The following is a 1,293-nucleotide window of genomic DNA, read 5'->3' on the forward strand; positions in this document are numbered from 1 at the left end:
GATCGTGCTTTAGGACATGCGATTGAAAATATATTACGTAATGCTCTTTCGCACACACCGCTAAAAGGAACGGTGAGCTTAACGCTGAAACGATACCAAGACCGTTACAATTTACAGATTGATGATCAGGGAGCTGGTGTCGCCAGAGAACAACTGCAAAATATCTTCAAACCGTTTTACCGTATAAAGGGATCTCAATCTGAAACCTATAAAGGGTTCGGGGTAGGTCTCGCACTTGCAAGACGTCAAGTCGAAGCGACAGGCGGAAAGTTATGGGCACAGATTCATGAGCACGGTGGATTAACAATGATCATGGAATTGCCGCTGACCTCCAAAAGTTAAACCTACTCAAGTTCAATTAATTGTAACAATTGTAAATTTGGTTTTAATCTCCGTTCACACTGACTAGAATGCGAATCTGTTCTATTTGATAATGATTATTATTCGCGAGGTTGGTGTGAGTATAAAACGGAGTATTGTAAGTCGTCCGACGATTTTAACATTGGCAATAGCTTCTGCTTTGGCAGGTCAGGTTGTTTGGGCAGAAGAGAGTGAAAGTATTGAACTAGATGTCGTTAAAGTGACGGGGAATACTATTACCCCAGAGCTCAATAGCGTCACAGCAGAACAAATTGAAAAACTACAGGCAACTGATTTGCAAGATCTCTTCAGTCAGTCGCCTGAAGTGACAATTGGCGGTGGTCCTGGGTTTGCCCAAAAACTCTATGTTCGTGGTATTGAAGATCAGCTGTTAAATATCACTATTGATGGTGCACAGCAGGCGACTCGTCAATTTCACCACGCAGGTCGAATCAGTATTGAACCTGAATTATTAAAACGCGTTGAAGTCAATGCGGGGGCAGGAAATGCGTTGTCAGGTCCAGGAGCATTAGGCGGTTCAGTTAAATTTGTGACCAAAGATCCAGAAGATATGCTGAAGCCGGGTGAAAACTTCGGTGGTCTGGTAAAAGGCATGTTCTCCAGCAATACTGATAGTTTTAAAACGAGTACTACTCTGTTTGGGAAATTGACCGAAGACTGGAGCGGCATGGTTTCTTATACGCAATCAGATGTCGACAATTACGAAGATGGAAATGGTGATGAAGTATCAGGTACAGAAGCTGATCAAGAGTATCTGTTTGCAAAAGTTGTCGGACACTTGACTGACAGTCAAACAGTACGTCTGAGTTACGAAAACCATAAAGATGAGGGCGATAGAACCCAGCGTCCTCAATGGATATTTAGTCCTCCACCAGCAGGAGCACCAGCTAACCGAGGGAATCTGATATACCC

General features: G+C 43.3%; 2 protein-coding genes. Both read left to right on the forward strand.

Annotated elements, in window-relative coordinates; all coding sequences use genetic code 11:
- Positions 1–342 (forward strand): ATP-binding protein (locus B3182_RS14260; protein ID WP_292753214.1); only part of this gene is annotated, 342 nt, incomplete at its 5' end.
- Positions 343–457: 115 nt separating this feature from the next.
- A partial coding sequence (locus B3182_RS14265) for a TonB-dependent receptor plug domain-containing protein (protein WP_292753217.1) occupies positions 458–1,293 on the forward strand: 836 nt, incomplete at its 3' end.

This window comes from Methylophaga sp. UBA4204 (assembly GCF_002379485.1).
GTDB lineage: Bacteria > Pseudomonadota > Gammaproteobacteria > Nitrosococcales > Methylophagaceae > Methylophaga.